General features: G+C 70.3%; 23 protein-coding genes. 10 read left to right on the top strand and 13 right to left on the bottom strand.

Annotated features, from left to right (window positions below; all coding sequences use genetic code 11):
* The first annotated feature begins 36 nt into the window (after positions 1-36).
* On the top strand, positions 37-627 hold the full coding sequence (locus DEI89_RS04500; RefSeq protein ID WP_110902855.1) for a TetR/AcrR family transcriptional regulator: 591 nt from the start codon (positions 37-39) through the stop codon (positions 625-627).
* A complete protein-coding gene (locus tag DEI89_RS04495; RefSeq protein WP_110902854.1) occupies positions 620-1393 on the top strand; it encodes an SDR family NAD(P)-dependent oxidoreductase in 774 nt (257 codons plus the stop codon). The genes DEI89_RS04500 and DEI89_RS04495 overlap by 8 nt, the downstream gene beginning before the upstream one ends.
* A 64-nt stretch (positions 1394-1457) precedes the next feature.
* On the opposite strand, the gene DEI89_RS04490 is transcribed toward DEI89_RS04495, so the two are convergent.
* On the bottom strand, positions 1458-2102 hold the full coding sequence (locus DEI89_RS04490) for a VanZ family protein (protein WP_258368733.1): 645 nt from the start codon (positions 2100-2102) through the stop codon (positions 1458-1460).
* 157 nt (positions 2103-2259) lie between these two features.
* Between DEI89_RS04490 and DEI89_RS04485 the strand changes: the two genes are divergently transcribed.
* The gene (locus DEI89_RS04485; protein WP_258366232.1) at positions 2260-3060 is read left to right on the top strand and encodes a LuxR C-terminal-related transcriptional regulator; all 801 of its coding nucleotides are present in this window, start codon (positions 2260-2262) and stop codon (positions 3058-3060) included.
* Here the strand turns inward: DEI89_RS04485 and DEI89_RS04480 are convergent.
* Together DEI89_RS04480 and DEI89_RS04475 are read right to left on the bottom strand one after the other, a co-directional pair.
* Complete coding sequence (locus DEI89_RS04480; RefSeq protein ID WP_110902852.1) at positions 3024-3548, bottom strand: hypothetical protein; 525 nt, start codon at positions 3546-3548, stop codon at positions 3024-3026. The genes DEI89_RS04485 and DEI89_RS04480 overlap by 37 nt on opposite strands.
* 203 nt (positions 3549-3751) lie before the next feature.
* Positions 3752-4675 (bottom strand): AraC family transcriptional regulator, encoded by a 924-nt coding sequence (locus DEI89_RS04475; protein ID WP_110902851.1) that lies wholly within the window; start codon positions 4673-4675, stop codon positions 3752-3754.
* Positions 4676-4810: 135 nt separating this feature from the next.
* Here DEI89_RS04475 and DEI89_RS04470 point away from each other — a divergent pair, with 135 nt between their 5' ends.
* Positions 4811-5548: an SDR family NAD(P)-dependent oxidoreductase gene (locus tag DEI89_RS04470; protein WP_110902850.1), complete on the top strand. Its 738-nt coding sequence runs from the start codon at positions 4811-4813 to the stop codon at positions 5546-5548.
* A gap of 220 nt (positions 5549-5768) precedes the next feature.
* Entirely contained in the window at positions 5769-6416 is a 648-nt protein-coding gene (locus DEI89_RS04465; RefSeq protein ID WP_110902849.1) for a hypothetical protein, read from the top strand.
* A gap of 149 nt (positions 6417-6565) precedes the next feature.
* Here the strand turns inward: DEI89_RS04465 and DEI89_RS04460 are convergent, their stop codons facing one another.
* Both DEI89_RS04460 and DEI89_RS04455 read right to left on the bottom strand, forming a co-directional pair.
* Positions 6566-8560, bottom strand: coding sequence for a prolyl oligopeptidase family serine peptidase (locus tag DEI89_RS04460; RefSeq protein ID WP_110902848.1), 1995 nt, complete (start codon positions 8558-8560; stop codon positions 6566-6568).
* A 107-nt stretch (positions 8561-8667) separates the two neighbouring features.
* Positions 8668-10164: a GMC family oxidoreductase gene (locus DEI89_RS04455; RefSeq protein WP_181421493.1), complete on the bottom strand. Its 1497-nt coding sequence runs from the start codon at positions 10162-10164 to the stop codon at positions 8668-8670.
* Between the two features lie 130 nt (positions 10165-10294).
* Between DEI89_RS04455 and DEI89_RS04450 the strand changes: the two genes are divergently transcribed.
* From DEI89_RS04450 to DEI89_RS04440, 4 genes are all read left to right on the top strand, one after another.
* Entirely contained in the window at positions 10295-11263 is a 969-nt protein-coding gene (locus DEI89_RS04450; protein ID WP_110902846.1) for a D-isomer specific 2-hydroxyacid dehydrogenase family protein, read from the top strand.
* A gap of 84 nt (positions 11264-11347) precedes the next feature.
* Entirely contained in the window at positions 11348-12145 is a 798-nt protein-coding gene (locus tag DEI89_RS04445) for an alpha/beta hydrolase (protein ID WP_110902845.1), read from the top strand.
* A 171-nt stretch (positions 12146-12316) separates the two neighbouring features.
* Positions 12317-12589, top strand: a complete 273-nt coding sequence (locus tag DEI89_RS17295; RefSeq protein ID WP_146236675.1) for a hypothetical protein — start codon at positions 12317-12319, stop codon at positions 12587-12589.
* Between the two features lie 174 nt (positions 12590-12763).
* Positions 12764-15526, top strand: coding sequence for an AAA family ATPase (locus DEI89_RS04440; protein WP_110902844.1), 2763 nt, complete (start codon positions 12764-12766; stop codon positions 15524-15526).
* A 68-nt stretch (positions 15527-15594) separates the two neighbouring features.
* Here DEI89_RS04440 and DEI89_RS04435 read toward each other — a convergent pair whose 3' ends face one another.
* Together DEI89_RS04435 and DEI89_RS04430 are read right to left on the bottom strand one after the other, a co-directional pair.
* The gene (locus tag DEI89_RS04435) at positions 15595-16062 is read right to left on the bottom strand and encodes a hypothetical protein (RefSeq protein ID WP_110902843.1); all 468 of its coding nucleotides are present in this window, start codon (positions 16060-16062) and stop codon (positions 15595-15597) included.
* A 152-nt stretch (positions 16063-16214) separates the two neighbouring features.
* The gene (locus DEI89_RS04430) at positions 16215-17432 is read right to left on the bottom strand and encodes an NAD(P)/FAD-dependent oxidoreductase (protein WP_181421491.1); all 1218 of its coding nucleotides are present in this window, start codon (positions 17430-17432) and stop codon (positions 16215-16217) included.
* 216 nt (positions 17433-17648) lie between these two features.
* Here DEI89_RS04430 and DEI89_RS04425 point away from each other — a divergent pair, with 216 nt between their 5' ends.
* Complete coding sequence (locus tag DEI89_RS04425) at positions 17649-18488, top strand: alpha/beta fold hydrolase (RefSeq protein WP_110902841.1); 840 nt, start codon at positions 17649-17651, stop codon at positions 18486-18488.
* Positions 18489-18558: 70 nt separating this feature from the next.
* Here the strand turns inward: DEI89_RS04425 and DEI89_RS04420 are convergent, their stop codons facing one another.
* The 6 genes from DEI89_RS04420 to DEI89_RS04395 all read right to left on the bottom strand — a co-directional run bounded on the left by DEI89_RS04420 (position 18559) and on the right by DEI89_RS04395 (position 24289).
* Positions 18559-19173, bottom strand: a complete 615-nt coding sequence (locus DEI89_RS04420) for a TetR/AcrR family transcriptional regulator (protein WP_110902840.1) — start codon at positions 19171-19173, stop codon at positions 18559-18561.
* A gap of 107 nt (positions 19174-19280) precedes the next feature.
* Positions 19281-21182, bottom strand: a complete 1902-nt coding sequence (locus tag DEI89_RS04415; protein WP_110902839.1) for an ABC transporter ATP-binding protein — start codon at positions 21180-21182, stop codon at positions 19281-19283.
* 214 nt (positions 21183-21396) lie between these two features.
* On the bottom strand, positions 21397-22341 hold the full coding sequence (gene pip / locus DEI89_RS04410) for a prolyl aminopeptidase (protein ID WP_110902838.1): 945 nt from the start codon (positions 22339-22341) through the stop codon (positions 21397-21399).
* A 21-nt stretch (positions 22342-22362) separates the two neighbouring features.
* The gene (locus DEI89_RS04405) at positions 22363-22887 is read right to left on the bottom strand and encodes a hypothetical protein (protein ID WP_110902837.1); all 525 of its coding nucleotides are present in this window, start codon (positions 22885-22887) and stop codon (positions 22363-22365) included.
* Positions 22884-23360 carry an ASCH domain-containing protein gene (locus DEI89_RS04400; protein WP_110902836.1) on the bottom strand — a complete coding sequence of 159 codons (477 nt, stop codon included), beginning with the start codon at positions 23358-23360 and terminating at the stop codon, positions 22884-22886. Before DEI89_RS04400 ends, DEI89_RS04405 begins: the two co-directional genes overlap by 4 nt.
* A gap of 44 nt (positions 23361-23404) precedes the next feature.
* Positions 23405-24289 carry an alpha/beta hydrolase family protein gene (locus DEI89_RS04395; protein ID WP_110902835.1) on the bottom strand — a complete coding sequence of 295 codons (885 nt, stop codon included), beginning with the start codon at positions 24287-24289 and terminating at the stop codon, positions 23405-23407.
* Between the last annotated feature and the right edge of the window lie 21 nt (positions 24290-24310).

Here is a 24310-nt window from a genome sequence, read left to right as displayed (position 1 = left end):
AACGATCGGCGTGTACCAGTGCTACACTATGTAACGATGCTACAGAGCAAGGGAACCATCCGCGAACAACTGCTCCAGGCAGCACTCGCGATCGCGGTCGCCGACGGGGTCGAGGCGGTGTCGACGAGGGCCGTGTGCGCTGCCGTCGGCGTGCAGGCTCCGACCCTGTACCACCACTACGGCGACCGTGCCGGGCTCATCAGCGCAGTCGTCGACCGTGCGTTCGACGAGTACTTCGCGCAGAAGGACGCGGGCGCTCTGGACGAGTCGGAGCCGGCCGCGGCGATCGCTGCGGGGTGGGACGCACACGTCGAGTTCGCACGGAGTCATCCGGGGTTGTATCCGGCGATGTACCCCGTCGTGGGACCGCAGTCCCCGAACCTCGAACGGAGCGCAGCGCTGCTCCGTGGCAGCTTCGACCGGCTCCAACGCGACGGGGTACTCGCGGATGGCATCTCAGCCCGCCTCGCCGACGCGGCCCTGCGGGCGGCTCTCCGCGGCGTGGCGCACATGGTCGCGGCTGTGCCAGAAGACCCCGACAACCAGAAGGTGTCCGCGACGGTCCGCGACGCCGTGATCGCTCGACTCATCGACAACGGCCCGAAGGAAGGCACGACTCATGACTGATCTCCTCGTCGACAAGACGATCCTCATCACAGGTGCTTCTGCTGGCATCGGGGAACACTCCGCGCGGCTCTTCGCACGGGAAGGAGCCCGCCTGCTCCTCACCGCTCGACGTCTCCCCGAACTGGAACGGGTCGCGAACACCATCAGGGAGGACGGCGGCGACGTGATCGTCGCGCAGGCTGACACCACTGTTCCTGACGATGTGCAGCGCGCGATCGATGCCGCAGTCTCCCGATGGGGCGGGATCGACGGTGCTCTCAACAACGCGGGCCGGAGCCAGGGCGGCGCCCGGCTGGCGGAGGTTCACGACGACGTGTTCGATGCCGTCGTCGACGTGAACTTCAAGGGAGTCTGGGCCGCGATGCGCGCGGAACTCCGAGCGATGACCGCTCCGGGCGCGAATGGGGGATCGATCGTGAACGTCAGCAGCATCGGCGGCACATTCGGTGCCCCGGAACAGAGTGTGTACGGCGCCACGAAAGCAGCGGTCATCGCAATGAGCCGGGCGGCTGCCGCTGAGTACGGGCGCGAGGGCGTCCGCGTGAACGCCATCGCACCCGGCGCGACGATGACCGACATGATGACGACCTGGGAACAGCGTGTCCCGGGAATCATCGAACATCTCGGTTCACTCGCCGCACTCGGTCGTGTCGGGCAACCCACAGAGATCGCGGAGGCTGCTGCGTGGCTCTTGAGCGATCGGTCCAGCTACGTCAGCGGGATGACGCTCGGCGTCGACGGAGGAACGGCTCCTTGGCCCCACTGACGCGCCCGAGGCGTTCCGGCTGGAGCTGGCGCGGGAGATGCTGAGGCGGCGACGATGTGCTGCCTCAGTCGTCGGGGTGCGGTTCTGAGCGGTACGGCTCGTGCCAGCGGAAACGGTCGATGAGCGACGCGGCGACGGTGAGCCTGGTGAGCACGGTGAGCAGTCCGAATCCGACCGCGCCGCCCGCGGTGTTGCACAACCAGTCATTGACGTCTGCGATGTGGCCGCCCGCGGCGAGACCTGCGGTGATGAACTGGGCCAGCTCGACCGCGACGCTGATGCCCGCGATCACCGCCACGACCCGCCTCCACGTCGGCCGGGAGACCAGCAACGGCACCAGTATCCCGAGCGGCAGGAACACCAGCATGTTCACCACCGCGTCCTGCCACTCGTAACCGACGACCGGTATGAAGTTGACCGGTGGGATCCACGGCCCTTCACTCGGGGGCCGGTCGAGATAGATCGGGAACACGGTGTTGGCCAAGATGCCGCCGGCGTAGACCGACAGCGCTGCCGCGACCGCCGCGCGCGGCAGCGTCAACCAACGTCGTGCCCGCAGGACCGCGATCAGCACCACGAAGAGCGCGGCGCTCAGCGGGATGACCACCGGCAGCACCGGTACCGCTCCGAACATCTCGTCTTCCCTCTCGTGACCTGAAGCGGCGCGGAGTCGCAACCACGACGTGCGGATTCTCGTCCAGAGGACCATGACCAGCCACCGGTCCCGTCGCAGCGATCATCCAGGGCGAGGCCGTCGTCGAGCAATTCCGGTGACTGACCTCGAAGAGCGCGGCGGGACACGCTCGACGAGGTGGTTGTCTCCGCCCGAGCGGGCGGATCGTCGTCAACGCGGCACACTGGTACCCGTGAAGCAACCCGGGGTGTCGATGCAACTCGCGCTTGCGGTTGCCAGCCTCGCTGTCTCCATGACGGTCGGTGGGTACACACTGGGTGCTCCCCTTTGGGCAGTGGTCTGCGCGGGTTCGGCAGCCGTGGCCTGGATGGTTCGCGTGTTGGTCCGCGCGAGGGATCGTTCGGTAGGCGATGTCGGTCTTCTGATGGTGATGGTCATCGGTTCGGCACTTGCTGCCGGACCCACGTACGGCATCAGCTTGTACCCGGTGGCGGGTGGCCTCGTCATCGTCCTCGGCAAGACCGCACACGGGCGCTGGCGGGCCTGGGCGTGGCCCGTCCTGGCTGCTTCGTCCGCCGTCATCGGTTTCGTCGTGGGTGCCCACGAGCCGGTGTCTGTGGGGATCACTGCATTGACCATCGCGATCGCGACGCTTGCTGGTCGCGCCAGACGCAGGAACGCACTCGAAGTCGAGAGCAGGTTCGCTGGCCTCGACCGTCAGTACGCCGCGGACTTGGCGCGCATGCAGGTGTCCGTCGATCGGTTGTTGCTGCCGACGGCGCTGCGCACGCGGTTCCTGGGGCTCACCCCGCGGGAAGCGGAAGTGCTCGCTCTGATCTGCAGAGGCCGATCGAACGACGAAATCGCGGTCACCTTGTCCATCACGGTCGCGACGGTGAAGGGATACGTCAATTCGTTGTTCGCGAAGCTGGCAGCCAGGGATCGTGCGCAGACCATCGCGCTCGTGCTCGGTACGACGTCGCACGAAGCTTCCCCTCACGCTCTGACGTCATCCGTCACAACCGACGGCTGACGGTCTGCACGAAGTCGACGCGCCCGCGCCAAGATGACGCTGACACGGAGCAACACCGTCGCCCCAGCCATCAGCACCAGGGCCGCCGGCCAGACGTCGTTGTTGATCGCATGCTCGAAGTCGAAGCGCCCGAGGTCCAGGCGGCCATCTCCGGTGGCCCACAGCTGGAACACCAGCCGCGCTCCCATGCCGGCGATCCAGAGCGCTGCTGCAACGACTCCGGCCCGAGTTGTGACCCTCCCGTCCGTTGTCGACATCTGCGTCGTGAAACCGATCGCTGTCCCGAGGAGCGCGCCAGCCAGAATGAGAACACCGATCACCGATGCGTTGTGACCGCCGAGCGGGACGGAGTGCACGAACGCGATGCCAGCCCAGAGCACGAGCGCGATCGGAAGAAGGATCTGCACCAGGGTGAGGCGCCTCCGGCGGACCTGCAGCAGTACGAGCGCGATGAGGGTGATGTCGATGATCCAGAGGGTGGTTGTCATGCTCCGAGAATCGTGGTCGGGCAAACCTGCCGACACCGCCCCAGGGTGTGGTTCGGACGATCCCCACCCAGGGGAGGGTGCCATTCCCAGCACCTGTTCCGACGACGCTCGGCGCAGCTCAGGTGCCGATCGGTCTCACCGCTGGCGTGTGGGAACTGCGCTGACCGCGCGACTGCTCGCTCGTCATCGTGGGTGGGGGGCGATCACGAAGTGCCTGCGACCCGCCCTCGGAACGCCGCCGGCGACTCCCCGACGTGCCGCTTGAACGCCGTACTGAACGCACTCTCCGAGCCGTACCCGAGCGTGAACGCCAACGCCCCGACGCGGGTGTCGCTCGAGCGCAGTGCACGCTGCGCCAGCAGCATCCGCCAGGCGATCAGGTAGGCCAACGGGGGAGCCCCGGCAGCCTCGCGGAAGCGCGCCGCGAACGTGCTGCGCGACATCGACGAGGCGCGGGCCAGGTCCTCCAGGCTCCACCTCCTCGCCGGTCCGTCGTGGATCAGGTCCAGTGCGGGCCGGAGCTGCTCGTCGGCCAGGACCTTGAGCCACCCGGCCGGCAGTTCGGCGTCGTCCGCGAACCCGCGGACGACGTCGAGGACCAGCAGCTGCGCGTACTGCCGCATCGCGAAGTCCGATCCCATCCGGCCTCCGGTGATCTCGCTGAACAGCCGTTGCACGTGACCCCGTGCCTGCGCCCCGACCGTGCTGTCCGCGCCGACGTGCATCAGGGGTGGCAGGACGCGGAGCAGCAGCTCTCGGCCGGTGGCGTTCAGGTCGATGCGGCCACCGATGACGATGTCCACGTCGCTCGCCGCAGCATCGGCGTCCGAGATCCGCGATCCAGCCGTGGGCGGCTCGACGACCACGGGGTCTTCCGGGCCGTCACCGCCGTCGAGTGTCAGCCACGACCTCCCGTTCAGGACGGCGACGTCGCCGGCGTCGAGGCGGACCGGCGCCGCGGCCCCCTCGGTCTCCAGCGTCGCCCACCCGCGGACGACGGCGATGAACTTGAGGTCGTCGTCCATGACGCTCCGGGTGTGCCACCGGCCACGGAGGGCCGAGCCGCCGGACACGACCCCGCGGACCTCGATGAGGTCGAGCACCTCGGACAAACGATCGACGGGCATACCTGGACTCTAGGACATGAAAAGGCGACGGAGCATGATTCTGGATGCGACCGCAAGGCCACAAGCTGGTCTCCGGACCAGGTTCCCCTGGTCACGTCGTCACACCGCCTCTGGGCGGCACGGAAGGACCACACCATGACTGCACCCCTGATCGCCCTGGTCACCGGAGGCAACAAGGGCATCGGCCGCGAGATCGCCGCACAGCTCGCACGCCTCGGCCACACCGTCGTCATCGGCGCACGGAGCCTGGAGCGCGGGGAGGAGGCTGCGGCGGAACTCCGGGCAGACGGTGGCACCGTCACCGCCGTCGCGCTCGACGTGACCGACGCTGCCTCGGTCGCCGCGGCCGCGGAGCACGTCGCAGACGCCTACGGCCGGCTCGACGCGCTGGTCAACAACGCGGGGATCAGCCACCAGCCCGGCGCCGACCCCGCCGGGCAGCTGCCGCGGTCGGCCGACGTCGATCACGTCCGGGCCGTGTTCGAGACGAACGTCTTCGGCGTCATCACCGTCACGAGCGCGTTCCTGCCGCTGCTGCGTCGCTCGGCGTCACCTCGGATCGTCAACGTCTCGAGCAGCGCGGGGTCGCTCGCCGCCATCTCGGACTTCTCCAACACCGATCCGATCGCCCTCGGGTACGTGCCGTCGAAGACCGCGCTCACGGCCGTGACGATGATGTACGCCCGCGACCTGGCGTCGGAGAACATCCTCGTCAACGCCGTCTGCCCGGGCTTCGTGGCGACGGACCTGAACGGTCATCGCGGTCTGCTCACGACGGCGGAAGGAGCCCGGTCCGCCGTGACCATGGCGACCATCGCCTCCGACGGACCGACCGGGACCTTCACCGACGTCAACGGGCCGGTCGCCTGGTGAGGCGACGGCGGCGGGTGGCTCGCGCGCAAGGGGGCCGGGTCGAGCCTGACGGCGGTCAGCTAGGTTCGATCCACCCCGGTTCCGTGACCGACCTGCGAAGGCGACCGGGGTGCACGGTGGGGCGTGCGGTCAGGAGTGGTCCCGGCTGCCTGCACCAGAAGCCGGGGCGACCGCTGGGGGAGCGGAGCTGTTCTCTCGGCGCAGTACCTGAGGGGACACCATGTCGTTCAAGCACGTCATCACCACCGTCGTCGGGATCACGGTCGTGACCGTCGCGCTCGCCGGATGCTCGTCGCAGTCGGGGAAGTCCGCTCCGATCACGGCATCGGCGGAGCCGTCGCAGAGCCAGGCCGCGGAACAGCAGACGCCGAGCCCGACGCCGAGCAGCAAGCCCGCTGCGTCCGGTGAGGTCGACGTCACGTCGGACAAGATCACCGACGACCAGATGGGCCACACCGTGCAGGCCGACAAGGTCGTGCGGAACTTCCCGTGGACGTCGGCGCAGTCGGGGCTCGCGGACCGTGACGACAACGAGCAGGTCCTGGTGCACGTCGCGGTGACCGCGGGGGAGAAGTACTACTCGACGGTGGACTGCCTGGCGATCCGCGTGCAAGCCCACGGCAGCACGGAGTCGTACACGTCCCAGGGCACGACGTCGGTCGTCGAGGACGCGATGAAGGCCGCCGGCTACCCGGCGCTGACGAAGGTGGACCAGGGGCAGTCCGGGGAGGGCTGGTGCGCCTACTCGGTGACCGACCCGTCCGACGTGCTCGACCTGGAGTACCAGCGCAACGCCGCCGCGTCGAACGACGGCACGCAGATCACGGCGAAGGACTTCACCGCGCCGATGACGCCGGTGGCGTCCTGACGTCGACGGAGCCCGCCGTCACTCGCCGTTGCCTTGCATCTGGAGAGCGTTCCCGTCACGGAGGCCGTGCCCCGCTGGTTCACCGTGCACCTGCCCGTCACCGCCGACCGGCGCGCCTACTCCGGACGACGGGAACGGAAGGCGCCGCTTCAGTCGATCACCAGCGTGGGTACGTCGGGTGTCGTGAAGCCCATGATCTGGCCGTAAAAGGACAGCTCGGACTCGGTCGCATCGATGATGGTCGCGGTCCGGCGGAACCCGTGCGATTCGCCCGGGTACGCCCGGTAGGCGTGTGGGATCCCGGCCGCGGCCAGCGCGTCCCGGAACATCTCGGCCTGGGACGGCGGGACGATGGGATCGTCGAGCCCCTGGAGGAGCAGCACCGGTGTGCGCAGTCGAGAGACGTTGTGCAGCGGTGCCCGTTCGCGGTACAGGTGCTCGGCCTCCGGCAGCGGTCCGACGAGTCCGTCTGTGTACCGGGACTCGAAGTCGTGGGTGTCCCGCGCCAACGCGGCCAGCTCCGACACCCCGAAGTACGAAGCGCCCGCCGCGAAGACGTCGGAGAACGTCAGCGACGCGAGCACGGTCCAGCCGCCCGCGGAACCGCCACGGATGGCGAGGCGCGTACGGTCGGCCAGCCCCGCCTCCGCGAGACCGAGCACCGCTGCGACCGTGTCCTCGACGTCGACGACACCCCACTGGCCACGAAGGGCGTCCCGGTAGGCGCGGCCGTACCCTGTCGAGCCGCCGTAGTTCACGTCGACGACCCCGATCCCACGGCTCGTGAAGTACGCGATCGTGGTGTTCGATTCGGCACGCGACCTGGAGGTCGGGCCTCCGTGGACGAACGCGATGAACGGTGGGAGCTCCCCCTCTGGCCCAGCGTGGTCCGGGTTCCGGGGCGGGTACACGATGGTGTGGACCGGGCGCCCACTGGCGCTCGCGAACGTCCGCGACTCGGCGATCGGCAGGTACCGCGCGTCGGGCAGCGCGTCCTGGTTGAGACGCACGTCCTCGATGTCACCAGTGGCGAGGTCGAGGACGCGCAGGCCGGACGCGGTCGTCGAGGATCCCGATGTGACGAGAACGCGGTTCCCGTTGCGGCCGAGGAGCGTGACAGCCGTGAACGGTTGCGGCACGACCTCTGCCGGTGCGAGTGCGTCGGTCGTGGGGTCGAGGACGACGAGCGAGTCTTCGCCGAGGGTCCGGAGCGCGAGGATCCGACCATCATCGAGCGGGGTGTACCAGGTGCTGCCGAGCATCCACAGCGGTCCGCCGTACTCGGCCTCCTCGGTGTGGATGCGGGTGCGGGTGCCGTCGAGCGCGATCCGCTCGAGGTTCCACCATCCGGACGCGTCGGTGAGCACGGTGAGCGTGGCGTCATCCACCCATTCGGGCTGGAGGACCGACTCCGTCGTTGATCCCGCGAGCGTCTGGACAGTGCCAGCCCGGCCCTCCTGGTCGATGTCAGCGACGCGGAGTTCCGTGCCGTCCCACGGCATCTGCGGGTGCTCCCACGCGATCCACGCGATGCGCGAGCCGTCGGGCGAGAACCGCGGTGCGGCAAGGAAGTGTGATCCGCCGACCACCGATCGGATCCGACTTGCGTCATCGGCGGCGGAACCGTCGAGCGGCACGGCGACGACGTCGCGGGTGATCGCCGCCGCGGTGTCCGCGGAGGTCCCGGTGCGCTCCTCGGGCGCGAGCCGGCGGTGGGTCTCGCGGATGGCGATGACCTCCGTGCCACGCACGCTGAGTTCGCCGAACCGGAAGGCGACCCCACCCTCTGAACTGGCCGGAGCCGGAGTGAGCGGTGACGGCTCGGTGGCGCCTTCCGGCAGTGCCCACAGGCGCTGGTCGGTCAGTTCGGCGAAGACGAGGGTCCGCTGCTCAGTGACCGCCCACGCACCTCCGCCGTACTCGTGCACACGAGTGCGGGCATCCCACGGGTGCGGCAGCACGTCGACCGGCTGACCGTCTGCACCTCGACGGCGGACGGCGAACCGCCCGCCGTCGTCGACGCGGAGTTCGAGCCACCACACATCGTCGCCGACCCAGGTCGCGCCCCAGACGGGATGGCCGGTCGCTGCGAGGTCGGTTGCGGTGATGGGGGAGATCCAGGAGCCGTACGGTGTCGTCGTCATGAGGTCATCCTGTTGCGGTTCGCCGCTTCCGGGCAGCCCAGGGACGGTGGTGCCGTCAGACTTACGAGGTAGCACTGACGGAGCGCGGCGGCAGGTCGTGCCCGATGTCAGGCGCGGAGCGCGGAGTCGTGTGCGGCAGCGAGGATCATGCTCGCCGCACGCTCCGCGATCGTGTAGACGGTCGGGTTCGGATTGGCCGACACGAGCGACGGCATGACCGAGGCATCGACCACGCGGAGGCCGTCGACACCTCGGACGCGAAGGTCCTCGTCGACGACGGACCGCTCGTCGGAGCCGAGCCGGCAGGTCCCGACGGCATGGTAATAGGACTGCGTGACCTGTCGAGCGTACGTGGCGAGGTCAGCGTCATCCACGACGGAGGGGCCGGGGAGCGACTCGCGGATCTCCCACTCGTCGAGGTCTGCCTTCGCGATGAGCTGCCGGGCGATCCGGATGCCCTCGACCATGACCGCGAGGTCCTCGGGAGTGGCGAGGAGCGCGGGGTCGATCGCAGGCTCGTCTGCGATCTCCGGGCCGGTCAACCGGACGGTTCCGCGGCTGGTCGGATGCATCGGGCTGACCGTGAGCGTGAAGCCCCGCTCAGGCCCAGCCATCGTGTCCGGGTACTGGGGCACACCCGTGAACAGCAGTTGCACGTCGGTCGCACCGACCGACAGCAGGCCGGAGACGCCTTCGCCGACGTAGTCCGTGGGCGTTTCGACAGCGACCGTGACGCCGCCGCGCGGGTGGTCCTGGAGGTTCTCTCCCACGTCCGGCGCGTCCACCAGCACCGGGATCCCGAATGACTCGAGCTGCGCAGCCGGACCGATGCCGGACACCATGAGCAGGTGCGGCGAACCGATGGCACCTGCCGCGAGCAGGACCTCCCGACCAGCGCGCAGCACGCGGCGCTCGCTGTCGACCGTGACCTCCACGCCTACACAGGTCCCGTCCTCGATGACGAGCCGGGTGACCGTCGCATCCGGCAGGAGTGTCAGCGCTGGGCGTTCCCGGACGGCTGGGGTGAGGTATCCGTCCGCGGCGCTCGAACGTTCCATCCCGAGCACGGACATCGTGTGCATCCCGACCTCCTCGACGCGGTCGTCCTCCGACATCGCGTCGAGGACGGCGCCGGCGATCGGCGACAGAGGGAACGGTCTCGACACGTGGACACCACCCGTGTCCAGAGCGTCCTCGTCGAGGTGCTCGCTCCTGTCCATGAAGGGCTCGATGTCGTCGTACGACCAGTTCCGGGCTCCGTGCTCGGCCCAGTCGTCGAAGTCGGAACGTCGTCCGCGGATGTGAACGACGCCGTTGACGCTGCTCGACCCTCCGACGACCCGGCCCCGCGGATAGACGAGGACGCGATCGTCGAGCCCGTGCTGCGCCTCGGTGTGGAAGCCCCAGTCGTACTCGGAGCCGATGAGGGATGCCCAGCTCGCGGGGTCCCGGATCTTGTCGGGGCGTTCGTCGGCGCCGGCTTCGATGAGCAGGACCGTGCTCGCGCGGCTGTCAGTGAGGCGTCGTGCGAGGACCGATCCGGCGGATCCCGCTCCGATCACGATGTAGTCGGGTGTGGTGGCTGGAGTGGGGGTGGTGGTCATCGATCGAGTCTGAGCGCAGACCCGTCCGAACGCTTCCGTGATTCCGCGGTAGTCCGCTGTCGCGCCGTCGAGTACGAGCACCGCGTTTCCACGGCTGCGCTGCGGTCGACGTGGGAGGCACGCTTGCGGCATGAGCAATCCCTCGGCTTCACGAGAACAGTTGACAGTCGCGTTCGGACGTCCGGGTACGGCATCCTCGCCGGTGGGGCAGTTGATCCGTCAGATGGAGCCTGACTGGCTCCTCACCGACACTTCCAGCGCCCCTCTGGCCGTCTTGGCGTCCACCGCTGATGTCGTCTGCCCCGTCCACGAACCGGTCGACCAGGCGATGCTCGAGGGGACCTCGGTCCGATTCGTTCAGCTACTCGGCGTGGGAACTGACGGGATCGACCTGCAAGGTCTCCGCGCACTCGGGATCCCCGTTGCGAACATCCCGAGCAGGGAGAGCGGCAACGCCGATGCCGTCGCCGAGCTCGCCATCGCCTTCACCATCACTCTCGTCCGTCGCGTCGACGCGTCTCGCTCGGACGCCCGGGAGGGCCGTCTCACACCCTCGTTCGCACCCTCGCTGATGGGTCGACGGATCTTGCTCGTCGGCCTGGGGGATGTGGGGTCCGCGTTGGCTTCCCGACTTGCGGCGTTCCGTGTGCACGTCACTGCCATCCGCTCCGACCCGACGAAGGGATCTCCCGCAGGAGTCGACATGGTCTTCGGGCCGGATGCCCTCATCGACGCCATGGGGACCACGGATGTCGTGATCCTCTGCGCTCCACCGTCGGACGAGCCCGTCCTGGGCCGTACCGCCCTCCGAGCGATGAAGCCGGGTGGATACGTGGTCAACGTCGGGCGAGGGTCCCTCATCGACGAGCCAGCCCTCCTGGATGCCCTGGAGGAGGGCATCATCGCCGGTGCCGCCCTCGACGTCATGGACGAGGAACCGCCGCGTCGCGGCCATCCGCTCGTGGCGCATCCGAGCGTCATCGTCACCCCTCATGTGGCTGGAGCGGCCCTCGATGTCGGCATCGCCTCTGCGCGGCTCTTCGTCGAGAACATCCGGCGCCTCGCCACTCCAGACGGGCCGCACTGGGTCCGCAACTGAATCGGTCGCGGGTGGGGTTGACCATCCGATCCGTTCGCCCTATGGTGACCATACTTACTAGTTCGTCTACATAGGAGAATCATCATGGACAACCCCGCCACGCCCGTCGTCTTCGTCCACGGCCTCTGGATCCACTCGACCTCCTGGCAACCCTGGATGGACCTCTTCACCGAAGCGGGCTACGCGCCCGCGGCTCCGGGATGGCCCGGTGAAGCCGCCACCGTCGAGGCCACCCGTCGGAACGGCGACGCGATCAAGGGCACCGGCATCGCCGATGTCACCGCGGCATACGAGCGGCACATCAGCACTCTGTCGTCGAAGCCCATCGTGGTCGGGCACTCGTTCGGCGGCCTGATCGCGCAGCGACTCCTCGCCTCCGGCCACGCACGAGCCGCCGTGGCGATCGACCCTGCCGGGATGAAGGGCGTCAAGAAGCTCCCCCTCGTGCAGCTCCGCTCCGCGCTCCCGGTGCTGTCCAAGCCGTCCAACAAGAACCGCGCGGTGTCCCTCACCCCGAAGCAGTTCGCCTTCGGCTTCGGCAACCGCCTCACCCGGCACGAGTCCGACGTGTTGCACGCACGCTTCGCGGTGCCCGGCCCTGGTCGCGTGCTGTTCGAGGGTGCCGCTGCGAACAAGACGCCGGACTCTCCCGCGACGATCGACTTCACCGCCGCCCGCGGCCCCCTGCTGATGATCGCCGGCGGGAAGGACCACACCGTCCCCGAGGCCGTCGTCCAGGCCGCATTCGACCTGTACGCCGGGGCATCGACGGTGACGGACCTCGTCCGGTTCCCGGATCGCGCCCACTCGCTCGTGTTCGATGCGGGTTGGCGCGAAGTCGCCGAACGCAGCCTCGCCTGGCTTCGGAGCCAGGGGCTCTGACGCGCGGCCGACGGGTCCCGTGACCGCCAGGCACGTAGGTGCTCCTACTGGTCGTCGTGATGACATCGCCAGATCACGACGACCGGGAGCGAGGTCTGCAGGACGCTGGAGACCTCGTCTGCGCGCAGCTGTCCACGCCGGAGCGCGGACCGAGCCGGAGGGAGCACGAACATGACCGAACAAGCAGCAGCATCCGGCGCAGATCCGCGCTGGCAACCATGGGTCCCGTTCGCCGACCGCGGACCACTGGACGACCCGACAACGGACTTCCGGGCACCCACCGGGCGGATGCCCGACCTCGACCTCTGGTTGGCGGCGAGCACCGCGCCTCCCGTCAGGCCGGACCGGTCACGACGGACCCGCGCGATCCTCCTCTCCCTCGCCGTGGCCTCCATGGCCCCACTCGCCCTCGTGCTGGTCCGCTCCCTGGTGGCGCGGCGCTGAAGCGACGTCGTGCCATCGTCGTGCTCGCCGAACGGGTACGGGCACGCTGACGCACCGCCGGAGCGCTGATCATCGGGGGCCGACTCGGCCGGGGACGCTCGTTCCTGCTGTCACGCACAGCCGTCGAGGCCCGCCTCGCGGCTGTCCCACGAACACAGTTCTTAGTCTCACCACATGGGATCCACACGTCGCCCCGCCACCGCCGGGCTCGGCGTCCCGCTCGACTCCGTCGGGGTGGGCGGCGGCGAACGTCGTGCTGCCTGCGATCGCATCCTGACGACGCTCGACCGCCCGGGTGGCCGTGTGTTGGTCGTCGGGGAACCCGGCATCGGGAAGTCGCACCTCATCGACCGAGTGCTGCGGGTGCTGCCCGAGGACCGCACCGTCCTCTTCACGCGGGCAACGGAGTACGACCAGGGCCGGTTCCGCGGACTCCGCGATCTCCTGCAGGACGTGCCGGACGACCGCATGACGACCCTGCCGGTCGGGCAGCGAGACGCACTCCTCCGGGTTCTCGAGCGGACGCGTCAGGGCGATGCGGTGGAATCTGCTCTGGTCCAGGCGAGTGTCACGCACGTGCTCGCCGACCTGGCTCGCGACGGTGCCGTCGTCGTGATCGACGACTGGCAGTGGCTCGATGAGGACACAGCGCGGGTGCTCCGGCAGGCGTTCGAGCGACCACTGGTGCGTCGCGCGCTGTCTGTCCTCGCGACGAGACGCACAGACGGGTCTGCCGAGGACTTCGGGATCCGGTCCGTCTTCGCACCGACCGACGTGGTCGCGGTGCCCCCACTCCGGGCCCCCGCGCTCCGTGCCCTGCTGCTCGACACGTTCGGGCGCCGACTGCGCGACGCAGAACGGGAGGCCGTGGTGCGCCGCAGCAGCGGGAACCCGCTCTGGGCCCTGGAGATGGCCGCGGCTCGACTCGAGGGTGACCCGCGCAACGCGCCCATGACGGTCACGGACGCGATGCGTGGCCGCATCACGGCGATGCCGGCTCCGCTCCGGGCGGTGCTCGAACTCGTCACCGTGCTCGGGCGCGCGAGCGAGAGCTGCCTGGTGGGCGCCGGTGTGACGGAGCCGTGCACCCTCGCCCTCGCAGTCCGGCAGCGCGTGCTGCGGATCATCGACGACGACATCACGATCGCACACCCGCTGCTCGGGGCGGCCGCGGTCGGGCTCCTCGATGACGAGGAACAGCGCGCCGTCCACCGGCGAGCCGCGGCCCTCCCCATCGATCCGGTGCAGCAGGCCGCCCACCGGGACCGCGCCAGTCGTCCCGGCCCTGACGAGGACCTGGCCGAGGAGCTCACAGTGGCGTCACGACGAGCCGCGATGAGCGGCGCGAGTGACACCGCCCACCGCCTGGCCAAGCGTGCTTTGACGCGTACGGCACGTTCCTCGCCGGCGTGGTCGGACCGGGTGATGGCCACCGCAGCTGCGGCTTTCGTGTCCGGTCGCCTCGCCGAGGTCGTCGTGCTCCTGGACCAGATCGACCCCACCACGCTGCCGATCGACCAGTTCGACTCCGGGGTTGTCCTGATGGCCGACGCCATGCAGCGCGTGCACGGGCGGACGCGTGTGCTCCAGCGCGTCCACGAGTTGCAGGATCAGCTGCCCCCGCGCGGCCCGAAGTGGGACGTCGTCGAGGTGGTTCGTCTCACGTTCGTCGGTCTCGAGGAGCGTGACGTCGTGGAGCAGCTCACCGTGCTCCTCGACCGCCTCGACCCGGAGATCACTCCGCATGCGGTGCACGCCGCGGTCGAAGCGTGCATCGTCCACCGGGTGGACCGGGGGGACGGGCTCGACGCGGACCTCCTGCAGCGGCAGCGCGACTTCGAGCGTACGGTGCCGATCGGGGTGGTCCGTGAGCACGCGGACGACCTCGAGGCGATGCTCGCGTACCAGTGTGACGATCTCGTGCGGTCCCGATGGCGCCTCCCCGCGGTGCTCCGGCAGTCCCGGGACGTCGGGGAAGTCAATCGCGTCGCCGCAGGGCTCGGGCATTCCGTCACGATCGCCGTGCTCACCGGTGCGCTCCCCGCCGCGTCGGAGCTCCTCCGTCAGGCGGAGGAGGCCGCCGAGGTGTTGGTGGACGCGCCGTCCGCGGTGCACCGGGCGCGGGGATTGCTGGCACTCACGCTCGATGACCGCCCCGGGTTGTCCGCAGTGCTCGAGAGCGCGCTGCCACCCGCCATGGAGGCCCGTGGGGACCTGCTGAAGAGCGGTCTGGTCGGGCTTGATGCGGCCTACTCGAACGACTGGGAGGCGGCGGTCGTGCCCTTGGAGCGGATGTACCGGAGCAGCGGGGCTCGGGGCATCCGCGAGCCCGGCCGACGGTTGTGGGTCGACGTCGAACTCGGGCGCGCATTCGTGCACACCGGGCAGGTGGATCGCGCGCGCCGGATCATGTCCGCGTTGGCCGTCCTCGGTGGCCGTCCGGACCGGGTGCACGCACGCGGTCAGGCCCGGCGGCTCGCCGGACTCATCGCGTTGCGCGAGGGTGACACGCCGGCCGCCGTGGCCTCGTTCGACCGCGCGCTCGTGGACCTGCGGGCGGGTGGCTTCGTGCTCGAGCGACTGCGCGCGGAGACCGAGCGGATCGGCGCACTCATCACGCTCGGACGGCAGCGTGACGCCCGGGTACTGCACACCGAGGCAGTTCTCGAGGCAGAGAAGGTCGGTGACCCGAGGGTCGTCCGCGACCTCGCCGCCCTGTCGTCAGCCGTCGCGGGCGACGACCTGCGGGCACGCCTCACTGCCGCCGAGTTCCGCGTCGCGGCCGCGGTGGCCGACGGGAAGAGCAACCGCGAGATCGCGGCCGAGTTCTTCCTCAGTGTCCGCACGGTGGAGGCGCAACTCGCCAGCGTCTACCGCAAGACGGGCGCCCGGACCAGGACGCAACTCGCGCTCCGTGTTCGGGAGCAGATGGCCTGACTCATCGGTGACCGCTCCTGGCCACGGGACGGCGACCGGTCAGGTCGGGCTCGCGCTGCTGCCCGTCCTCATCGCCTCATCGCGTCCGACAGCCGTCGGAACACGTCGGAGACCTCCGGGTGGAGACGGGCACCGTCGTCGTCCCGGCGGAGGACCGGGAGGTCCTCGAGCTCGTCCGTGACCAGCCTGTGGTCGGGCACGGGGCGGAACCCGCGCGAGGTGACGACGCGAGACCCGCCGTCGACGGACGCCACGGAACCCTCACTCAGCAACAATCGCCCGGGGACGGTCTCGAGCGGAGTGGACACCGTGCCCGCCACGGCGATCGTGCCCTCATTGGCGTCCACGAAGGCCGCCAGGAGGCCGCCCACGACGAGCAGCCCGTCCCGCTCGACCTCGAGCGATCCCTCCACCGCGCCGTACACGAACAGGTGCTGTCCCGCATGCACGCGCGCTCCCGAGCGGAGCCGCCCGTGGACGTAGAGCTCCTCGCGGACGTCGAGCGTGGACGGCACGTCGGAGTGCACGTACTTCACGGGCGGCGCTCCCGTCCGTCGTCACGGGACGCGTCATCGTCGTTCAGGTCCAAGAGGCTCCGATCATCGCTCTGTCCGCACCAGAGTGCGCTGCCTGCAGTCCGCCACGCATCCGTGTGATCACCGTGATCGCGTCATTCGCGTCATTCGCGTCACGCTGCGTCCGCCGCCTCTCGTCGGGCGACGGCCCGCGCCTCCTGGGCGATGCCACGCAACGTCCCGCCGGCCGAGACGCGGAAGCCGACCAGCGACAGCCCGGGAGCGAGGTACCCGCCGCGGCCGGTGCGGGGCACGCCGTCCACGGTGCTCCGTACCGCAGGCGTCAGGAGGTCATCGAGCCCGCGGCGGTAACCAGTCGCCGCGACGACGGCGTCGGGCCGCAGGGCCGAGCCGTCATCCAGGACCACCCGGTGGTCGTCGAACCGCACCACCGCAGGCACGGGGCGGATTCGCCCGGCCTGGATCCCGGCGACGAGGCCCGTGTCCTGCACCGGGACGCTGTGGGTCTCTCGCACCCGTGAGTACAGCCCCTGCTGTGGTGCCGGTAGACCCCAAGCCGCCAGATCCGGGACCGTCAGTCGACGCTGGAGACCCGCCAACGCGTCGGCGACGGGCGTCGGGAGGTGGTCGAGGGCGATCGCGACGCCCTGCGCCGACCACGGCCCGACGCGCTGTCGAACGATGTGCGGGGGAGTCCGGATCGACAACCAGACCTGCTCGGCACCGACGCAGAGCAGTTCGACGGCGGCTTCCGCACCCGCGTTCCCGCCACCGACCACGAGCACCCGACGGCCGACCAACTGGTCGAGGGAGCCGAGGTCGGCGGCGTGGGCCACCGGACCGGGGAAGGTGTCGACGCCCGGCCAGTCCGGCACCACCGGGACGGCGTTGTACCCAGTCGCGACCACGACGCTCCGTGCGCGCAGACATGCTCCGCCCCTGACGTGTGCGATCCACCGTGGCCGCCCGTCCGACCCGCCGATCAGCGGTCGCGGCGAGTCGCCGAGGACCGGCACCGGCTCGATGCGCGTGACCAGGACTCCGGTCCGGACAGTGACGCCGAGTCCACGAGCGCTGTGCTGCCAGTACGCGACCATGTCCGCGCTGGACACGTACCGGCCTCCCGTGGGGTCGATCGGCATGCCGGGCAGGCACGATCGCGATCGCGTGGTGTGCAAGCGGAGGCCCGGCCGGTGCGTCCGCCACCGCGGGGTCAGGGTGGCTGCTCGTTCCAAGAGCACGACTCGCCGGCCGGTGCGTCGGAGGGCTGCGGCAGTCGCCAGGCCGGCGGGCCCGGCACCCACCACGCAGACGTCGACGTCGTGCCTGCTCGTGCAGTCCTCGATGCTCATGCAGTCCCCGGTGGTCATGGCATCCACTGTCTCCGAGCGCATCGAGCTCAGGGAATCCGTGATGGCACGGTACCGGCGGGGTGGCCTGAGCGCCGACCGGGATCTTGCCGTCAGAGCCCTGAGGATGAGCCTCCGCACAGGATCGGTCCCCGCGATTGCGCTCCTGCAGGCGTCGCCTTAGCCTCCTTTTTGTAGACGAACTAGTACGCCTACTTTCTAACGAAAGGCTCACTGATGTCCAAGAAGTCCACCCGTTCCCTCCGGATCACCGCTGCCGCCGCCGTTCTCGTCGCTGGCTCCCTCACTGCGATCGGGGCATCCGGAGCGGCCAACGCACAGGTCGCCACGCCCGCGGCGCAGGTCAAGCCGACCGTCGTCCTCGTCCACGGCGCATGGGCGGACGGCGCCTCGTTCGGGTCGGTCGGCTCGCGTCTGCGCCACGACGGCTACACCGTGCTCGACTTCGCGACGCCACTCCGCTCGCTCGCCGGGGACACCGCTGACCTCGACTCGTTCCTCAAGGTCAAGACCATCGGGCCCGTCATCCTCGTCGGTCACTCGTACGGCGGCGAGGTCGTGACCCAGGCCGCCACCTCCGACCCGGACGTCAAGGGGCTCGTCTACATCGACGCCTTCGCCCCCGACCAGGGTGAGAGCATCGCCAGCCTGAGTGCCTCCGTCGGTGCCAGCGTCCCGACGACTGCGTTCGACGCCGTGCCCTACGCCGGCGCAGCGGCGGGAGACGTCGACCTCTACCTCAAGCAGGACGCCTTCGACGCGACGTTCGCGAACGGCTTCTCGCAGAAGGAGCAGGACGAGCTCTTCGCCCGCCAGGAGCCGCTCGCCGCCGGCGCCCTGACCGAGAAGGCCACCGTTGCGCCCGCGTGGAAGACGCTGCCGTCGTGGTACGTCGAAGGCACCCAGGACAAGAGTGTCTCTCCCGCGCTGCAGGAGAAGATGGCGACCCGTGCGCACGCGCACATCACCAAGGTGGACGCTGGCCACCTGTCGATGCTCAAGTACCCGGGCACCGTGACGCGCGTCATCGAACAGGCCGCCACGACTGCACGCTGACACTCATCAGTCACACCACGACCGAGGTCGGGGCGCCGCCGACGCTCCGACCTCCGTCGTTCGTGGACCGTCAGCGGCGCGTGGACTCCGCCCGGTACTCGGTGACGAGCGCGTGGAACATGGTCCGGAGGGTGCCGGCGACGGCCTCCGCGTCGGTCAGGTACCCGCTCACCATCGCTCCGTCGCGCAGGACCACGGCAGCGTCGGTGGCCTCCTCGAGCCGGTCGACCCCGGCCGCGGCGAGGACCCTGCTGAAGTAGGCGACCATCCACGCCCGGTGCACGTCCACGACCTTGCGGACCGGGCTCTCACGGTCGGCGTACTCGGCGGCCGCGTTGATGAACGGGCAGCCACGGAAGCCCGGGCGGCAGCTCTCGGCGCCGATGCCGACGGCGAGCATCTCGAGGGCCTTGGTCGCGTCACCGCCGGTCTCCTCCCACACCCCCTCGAACGCTGCCGTCTCGAGCGTCGCGCGCTCTTCGAGGAACGCAACGATGAGGTCCTCCTTGGTGCGGAAATGCCGGTAGAACGTGACCTTCGTTATCCCGACGACCTCGATGATGCGGTCGGCGCTGACCTCGTGGATCCCGTGGGCCGTGAACAGCTCGCTCGCCACCTCCAGGATGCGCGCTCGCGTCGCGGCGCCACGGCCCGTTCGGGCGCTCAGTGGCTCGATCTGGGTCATTTCCCGTACCCTCCTCCAGGTCGCACCGCTCCGACACGACTCTCCCAGTGTCCCGCACAGTTACGAGTTCGTCTACCTCCGGCCCGCATGCCGGCAGTGGCCCAGGACTAGACCGCGCTGACCGCTGCTTCGTCCGCCGCGACCTCCTTCTGCACCGCGAACTGGGTCCGGTGCAGCTCCTCGTACCGCCCACCTGCGGCCAGCAGTTCCTCGTGCGTCCCGCGCTCCACGATCGAGCCGTCCTCGACGACGAGGATCAGGTCCGCGCTGCGGATGGTGGAGAGGCGGTGGGCGATCACCATCGCCGTCCGGCCCTCGAGTGCCTCGCTCAGCGCAGCCTGCACGGCGGCCTCGGACGTCGAGTCCAGAGCGGCCGTCGCCTCGTCGAGGATGACGACGCGCGGCTGCGCGAGCAGGAGGCGCGCGATGGTCATCCGCTGACGCTCACCACCGGACAGCCGGTAGCCACGCTCGCCGACCATGGTGTCGAGCTGGTCCGGCAGGGACCGGATGAGCGGCTCGAGGCGGGCGCGGCGGACCGCGTCCCACACCTCGTCATCGGTGGCCTCGGGCCGGGCCAGCCGCAGGTTCGAGCGGATGGTCTCGTGGAACAGGTGGCCGTCCTGCGTCACCATGCCCATCGTGTGCCGCATGGAGCTGAACGTGACGTCGCGGACGTCGGTCCCGCCGAGGCGGACGGCACCGCTGTCCACGTCGTACAGGCGCGAGAGCAGCTGCGCGACCGTCGACTTGCCCGCGCCGGACGTGCCGACGAGGGCGACGGTCTGCCCCGGCTCGATCCGGAACGAGACCCCGTGCAGGACCTCGTCCCCGCCGCGGGTGTCCAGCGTGGAGACCTCCTCGAGCGAGGCCAGGGACACCTTGTCCGCAGACGGGTAGGCGAAGCGGACGTCGTCGAACTCGACCGCGACCGGGCCGTCGGGGATCGTGACGGCGTCGGGCTTCTCCTGGATGAGCGGCTTCAGGTCGAGGACCTCGAAGACGCGCTCGAAGCTGACCACGGCGCTCATGATCTCGACCCGGGCGTTCGCCAGGCTGGTCAGCGGCGCGTAGAGGCGGGTGAGCAGGAGGGCCAGGGTCACCACGTCGCCGGTGTTCAGCTGCCCGCCGAGTGCGAGGGAACCACCGACCCCGTAGACGAGCGCGAGTGCGAGGGCGGAGACCAGGGTGAGCGCGGTGACGAAGACGAACTGCAGCAGCGCACTCCGGACCCCGATGTCGCGGACGCGGGCGGCGCGGACGCGGAACTCCTCGGCTTCCTCGTCGGGACGGCCGAACAGCTTGACGAGGGTGGCGCCGGGCGCCGAGAACCGCTCGGTCATCTGCGTGCTCATCGCGGAGTTGTGGTCGGCGGCCTCGCGGCGCAGTGCAGCGAGGCGGCTGCCCATCCGGCGTGCGGGGATGAGGAAGACCGGGAGCATGACCACCGCGAGCACCGTCACGAGCCAGGACGTGCTGAGCATGACGGCCAGGGTGAGGACCAGCGCCACGACGTTCGTGACCACGCCGGACAGCGTGCCGCTGAAGGCCTGCTGCGCGCCGATCACGTCGTTGTTCAGGCGGCTCACGAGCGCGCCCGTCCGGGTGCGGGTGAAGAAGGCGATCGGCATCTTCTGCACGTGGTTGAACACGGCGGTGCGGAGGTCCAGGATCACGCCCTCGCCGATCCGCGCCGAGTACCAGCGGGTCACCAGGGACGCGGCGGCGTCGGCGACGGCCACCAGGGCGATGACGACGGCGAGCCAGACGATGGTGCCGACCGCGCCCCGGGCCGCGATGACGTCGACCACCTGGCCGGCGAGCACCGGCGTCGCGACCGCCAGGAACGCCCCCACGACGGAGAGGACGATGAAGACCACCAGCTTGGACCGGTACGGCACGGCGAACGTCATGATCCGCCGCACGGACTCGCGGGAAATGCCGTGCTTGCCGTCCCGGGCGGTCGAGATCTTGTAGAGCGAGCTCCAGGCCACGCCTTCCATGCTCATGACAGTTCCCTCCGTGGCCGGCCGGCCCTGCTGCGGTGGCGGTTGCCCGGACTCGGGGTCCTCAGCGGCGGCGGCGACCAGGGAGTCAGGATACGGCTCGACCGGCGCCGAGCGGGCGGGTGGCGTGCGCAACGCGGCTGGCCAGATGCTGCAGTGTGATCTGCCGGGCGGACGTCCCGATCGGTGGCGCGGGACCCCCGCGCGTGCCGGCTGCTCAGCAGAACCCGTCGAGCGCCGCCGTCAGCGCCGCGCTCCCACCCGGTCCGCCGTGCCCCTCGTCCTCGACGATGGTGAGCGTGCTCTGCGGGAGTCCCCGGTGCACACGCCAGGCCGTGACGGCCGGTCCGCTGATGTCCCGCCGCCCGTGGACGAGCGCCGTCGGGACGTGCGCGATCCGGTCCAGACGCGCCAGCACGGCCTGGTCGCCGGGCAGGAACCCGTCGTTCGCCCAGTAGTGCGTGACGAGGGTGGCGAAGCCCTCGCGCAGCTCCGGACCCAGGTGGCCGCGCTCACGGAGCCCGGGGTCGTCGAGGGAGACGTGGACGTTCTCCCACCGGTCCCAGGCCTGCGCGGCGCCCGCACGGGCCTCCCGGTCGGCACCGGCCAGGCGACGTGCGTAGGCGTCGACGACGCGCTCACCCGGGAGGCGCTGGCTGGCTCGCTCGAACGCCTCCCACTCCGTCGGGAACACGCGTCCCACACCCTCGGTGATCCAGTCGACCTCGTCGCGGCTGGTCGTCGTGACGGCCATCAGCGCCAGCGCACGGACACGTGCTGGGTGCTGTTGTGCGTACGCGAGGGCGAGGGTGGTGCCCCACGAGATCCCGGCGACGACCCAGTCCTCGACGCCCAGGTGCTGCCGGACCGCCTCGATGTCGGCGATCAACCGCTGGGTGGTGTGGTCGGTGAGCCGGTCGCGGGACTCCGTGACGAGGGGGCGGCTCCGGCCGCTGCCACGCTGGTCGATGCCGATCAGGCGGTAGCGGGCGGGGTCGAAGTGCGTCCGGTACCAGCCGCTGCCGAGCGAGCCGCCGGGGCCGCCGTGCAGCCAGAGGGCGGGGACGCCGTCGGGAGAGCCGGACTCCTCCCAGTAGAGGGACGTTCCGTCACCGACGTCGAGCAGGCCGGAGGCACTGGGTTCGGTCCTCGGGTACGGCATGGCTCGACGGTACCGGCCGAGTCAGCCCCGCAGGGCGTCAGCGAGGGTGAGGTGAGTGGGGAGTTCGTCGCCCTCGTCCGTGCCCCGGCGGAAGTCGGTGCGACCGTCCTCGCCGACGTACACACCGGCTGCACCGCCCGTGACGAAGTACTGGTCGGCCAGGTCGCCGTCGAGCGCCGACGGCATGAGGTAGAGCAGGTACGTGCCGCCGTCTTCGAGGAGCATCCCCGGACCCGACGAGCGGGTGGTGCCGTGCTGGCGGACGACGACCGTGGACCCGACCGGATGGTCCGGGTCGGTCTTGGCGGTCGCCACGATCCGGACCGTGGACAGTGTGGTGGGGTCGGCATCCGCGACGTCGTTCGCGACGCGTTGCTGTCGGACGGTGCCGGTCACGACGAGGGAGCTGTGGTCGGCCATGCTGCTGACGGAGTCGTACATCCGCGCTCGGGAGCCGCTGGACGCGGACGAGCAGCCGGTGACGGTCACCACGCCGGCGGCGAGCAGCGCCGCCGCGACGAGGGTGCCGAGCCGGACCCGCGTCACGGCTCGACCCGGGTCGGCCAGAGCAGCCGGAAGCGCTCGCACACGACGGGCATGTCCGGTGCCCAGCCCCGCGGGTCCGCGGAGTGCTGGCGCCAGTACCGTTCGTGCGACGCCCGCCAGTACGCCAGGGTCCGGTCGCCCTCACCCTCGGCTCGGGCGTGCTCGGCGTCGACCTGGTCGAACGGGACGGTCCGGATGTCCGTCGTCACGATGACCGCGCTCGGCTGGTCGGCGCCGTCGAGGATGACGCTGTGTTCGCCGACCTCGGGCAGTGGGTCCGTGGTCGCTTCGTAGTCCCAGAGTGATGACGCCGTGCCGTCCTTCACGCCGGCGAGGACCAGCGCGAGCAGGTCGTCGGCGTGCTCGGGCGTCGCGCCGAACGCCCACGCCAGGGGCACTTCCTCGGGCAGGTCCGGGGATTCCTGGCGACGGGCGGCCCAGAAGGCGGCCACGGAAGGCGACGCTGCGTCCATGGCGCGACCCTAGCGGTGCCGCCGGTTCCCGCGCGAGGAGACCCTCAGAGAGCAGCGGCGAGGAACCGCAACTGCTCCGGAGCCACACGCCGCCAGTACGACCAGTCGTGCGCCCCGAGCGTGAAGCTCGACTGCGGCGCCGGCGTGATGCGGTGCACGAGTTGCTCGTCGCCCGGGCAGAAGGCGTCGGCGGTGCCGCAGGTGATCCGTGTGTGCAGGGTGCCGAGCGCCGCGGTCCGGGCCGTCAGGTCGTGCTGCGCGAAGTCCTCTGCGCCGTCGAACGCACCCGAGGCCGCCCGCTGCGGAGTCGGCCAGAGCGCCACCGAGCTCGCTGCGACGGCCCGCACCCGCTCCGGCCCGAGGGTGCTGCCGACCAGGAGTGCGCCGTACGCCCCCATCGACCAGCCGAACAGCCCGAGCCGCTCGACGTCCAACCCGTGGTCGTGCAGCAGGGGGAGGAACTCGTCGACGAGCATCCGGTGCGGGTCCCGCCCCGAGGCGCGGGGGTGCCAGTAGTCGTTGCCGCCGTCGATCGACGCGATCGCGACGGCCGGCTCGCCCGCTGCCCGGGCCGCGGCCTGGAACCGGTCGAGGTGCATGCCGTGGTCGAAGCTGCTGCGGTGGTCGCCGCCGTACCCGTGCAGGGACACGACGACGGGCAACGGGTCACCCGCGGCGGATCCGGGTGGGTAGCTGATCGTCCACCCGGTCTCGGCACCACCGCGGGCAGCCGAGGTGAACGAGCCCTCGATGCGGGACCCGGTCCGGCTGGTCGGGACGACGCCGGCAGGTCCGGTCATCCCGAGCCTCCGTTCGATCGCGGCCCGCCCGGGCAGCACGCCCTGCTCGAGCAGGACGGCGCCGGCGGCGGCCGCGAGGACAACCGATCCGCCGCCGATGAGCAGCGTGCGTCGCGACAGTGTCGTCATCGGACCCCTCTTCCGGTGTGG

Origin of the sequence: Curtobacterium sp. MCBD17_030 (assembly GCF_003224255.1) — a bacterium.
Taxonomy (GTDB): Bacteria; Actinomycetota; Actinomycetes; order Actinomycetales; family Microbacteriaceae; genus Curtobacterium.
Note: the sequence above shows the minus strand (reverse complement) of the source record. Positions and strands in the feature narration are given on the sequence as shown.